The organism is Actinospica sp., from assembly GCF_035552695.1.
In the GTDB taxonomy this organism is placed as follows: domain Bacteria; phylum Actinomycetota; class Actinomycetes; order Streptomycetales; family Catenulisporaceae; genus Actinospica.
Map to the genome: position 1 here is coordinate 1 of NZ_DASZKT010000205.1, position 2,655 is coordinate 2,655.

Genomic DNA, 2,655 nt, shown 5'->3' on the forward strand with positions numbered 1-2,655 from the left:
CGCAAGCTCCAGGAGATTCCCGGGATCATGCAGGGCGGGATCGGCTGGCAGGGGATCGTGCCGGCTCGGGCGGCGAAGATGGGGAGCATCTCGGTCGACAAGGCGATCGCCAAGCTCGGGACTCCTGCCGAGTTCTTCCAGGAGCTCGGGCCGGACCAGATCACCGAGCAGATGGTGTTGATGTTCGCGCCGCAGCTGCCCGACATCGTCGACAAGATCATGCGCCGCGAGCAGCCCCGCCTGTGGCACGACGTGCCGCCGCAGGCCAAGGAGGCGATCTACGCGCGGGTCCAACAACAGCTGCCGGAGATCATGAAGAGGATCCTCGATGAGATCGGGGTCTACATCGACCAGCTGATCGATCCGAAGCTGATGGTGATCGACCAGTTCGAGCAGCACCCGGCGCTGGTCAACAAGATCTTTCGCGACTTCGGCGCCAGGGAGCTGCGGCTAATGGTCAACTTCGGCTTCCTGTTCGGCTTCCTGCTCGGGATCCCGGTGGCGGTGATCACCCACTTCATCACCAACTGGTGGCTGTTGCCGGTGCTCGGGGTGTTCGTCGGCTGGACGACCAACCTGCTCGGGATGTGGGTGATCTTCGAGCCGGTCGAGCCGCGCCAGATCGGCCCGCTGCGCCTGCACGGGCTGTTCCTGCGCCGCCAGAGCGAGGCGGCCGAGGTCTACGCGCGGATCATCGCCGAGGACGTCGTGACGATGGAGAACATCGGCGACTTCCTGCTCAACGGGCCCCGCGGCGACCGCACCGAGCAGATGCTTCAGGAGGCACTCGGCCCGGCGATCGACCGGGCCGCGGGCCCGCTGCGCGGCGCCGTTCGGGTGGCCGTCGGCACGCGTGAGTACGACACGATCACGCGGGCCTTCGCGCGTGAGGGCCAGGCGCACACGATGACGCCGTTTCACGACGCCGAGTTCGGGCGGCGGCAGAGCGAGAACATCCGGAGGCTGTTCGCCGAGCGGACCAAGGAGCTGCCGCCGCGCGACTACGTGGAGATGATGCGCTCGGCGATCAAGGAGGATGAGTGGATGCTCTACCTGCACGGCGGGATCATGGGTTTCGCCGGTGGCCTGATCCACCTGGCGATCTTCGGCTGATGGCGTCCGAGCACGAACCGCCGAGGACCGGGACGGGCCCGGCCGAATCCGGAAGAGGCGCCGTCCCGGGCCTCGTCCGGCTCGCTGCGACTGCCTGGTGGCACACGACCGAGTGGACGGTCGGCACGACCGTCCGCGCGACCGGCCGGGTCGCACGGGTGGCAATCCACCCGGACACCGCGGGCGAGCTCGTGCAGGACGTCACCCGAGGAGTCCGGACGGCGGCGCGCGACTTGATCGGCATGACCGATCTCGAGACCCAACTGCGCTCGGCGACCGCCCCGACCGCGGACGCCGCCCGAAAGGTGGCCGATGCGGTGCCGGGCGCGAACGTCGCCCGGAAGGTCGTCGACGCCGTCGGCGCGTCGGCGCAGGGCCGGCGCTCCGGGGCCACGCGGAACGGCGTGGTCGCTCCGTCGCTGCGTCTGAAGGGCGAGGAGCTCCTCTACAAGTCACGCGACGTCAACTACGTGGAGGATGCGCATCCGGCCTACGAGCGCCTGGTCGAGTCGCTTGCCCCGGACGAGGCGCGGATCCTGAGGCTGCTGTTGCTGAGCGGTCCGCAGCCGGCCGTCGACGTTCGGACCGGCGGGCCGCTCGGCCTGATCACCTCACGCCTGCTCGCACCGGGCCTGAACATGATCGGCCCGCGAGCCGGACTCAGGTACGTCGACCGGGTCCCGTCGTACCTGACCAACCTCAACCGGCTCGGGCTCGTCTGGTTCTCTCGCGAGACGCTGCGCGACCCGGAGCGCTATCAGGTGCTCGAGGCCCAGCCGGCCGTGCTCGAGTCGGTGCACTCGGTCCGCCAGGCGAAGATCGTCCGCCGCAGCATCCACCTGACTCCGTTCGGCGAGGGCTTCTGCCGGGCCGCGCTGGTGCCCGAGACCCAGCGGCTGGCTCCACTTCCCGAGCACGCCTCACCGGCCAAGCGCCGTGAGCCGCAGGCCCCCGTCCCGAATGACTAGATAGCGCCCTGAACCGCTAGATCAGGTCGGCGAGCCGGCGGCCGGCCTGCTCCAGCTCGGCCACGGTCCCGGCCTCGAGCACCCACTGGAGATCGAGGATCCGGCGGCCGAACGAATCGAGCTCGGCGCGGCCGACGACGGCGTGAGCGGGCACACCGGCCTGGCGCGCGCGCGTCGCGACCTCCGAGACCGCCTTGCCGACAAGGCTCTGCGCGTCGAGCCGCCCCTCACCGGTCACGACCGCCCGGCACGCGCGCATCAGCGGATCGAAGCCGATCGCGTCGAGCACGAACGGGGCGCCCGGCAACAGCTCGGCGGTGAATGCCGACCAGAGGCCGCCGGCGAGCCCGCCTGCGGCGCCGCTGAACGTGACTCCGCGGGGATCCCGCGGCAGCCACTCGGCGACTTGATGCAGACGCGCCGTGAGCTCGGTCACCTGCTCGGGCGTGGCGCCCTTCTGCGGTCCGAACACCTCGGCCGCCGCCTCGAACGGGGTGCGCACGTCGCACAGCACGACCAGCTTCGCCCGCCGCAGCCCGCCGCCGTCGCGGATCGCCTGGATCGCGCCGATGCC

3 protein-coding genes are annotated in these 2,655 nt (G+C 70.4%); 2 read left to right on the forward strand and 1 reads right to left on the reverse strand.

Annotation, left to right across the window (positions count from 1 at the left end; all coding sequences use genetic code 11):
* Positions 1–1,113, forward strand: a 1,113-nt coding sequence (locus VG296_RS23725; protein WP_325569245.1) for a hypothetical protein, incomplete at its 5' end; no start/stop codon positions are given.
* Complete coding sequence (locus VG296_RS23730) at positions 1,113–2,081, forward strand: Abi-alpha family protein (RefSeq protein WP_325569247.1); 969 nt, start codon at positions 1,113–1,115, stop codon at positions 2,079–2,081. The genes VG296_RS23725 and VG296_RS23730, both read left to right, overlap by 1 nt.
* Positions 2,082–2,097: 16 nt before the next feature.
* On the opposite strand, the gene VG296_RS23735 is transcribed toward VG296_RS23730, so the two are convergent.
* Positions 2,098–2,655 (reverse strand): glycerate kinase (locus VG296_RS23735; protein WP_325569250.1); only part of this gene is annotated, 558 nt, incomplete at its 5' end.

What these genes read in the sequence shown, in the direction of transcription:
- VG296_RS23730 (WP_325569247.1), top strand. Translation starts at nt 1,113, where the DNA reads ATGGCGTCCGAGCACGAACCGCCGAGGACCGGGACGGGCCCGGCCGAA.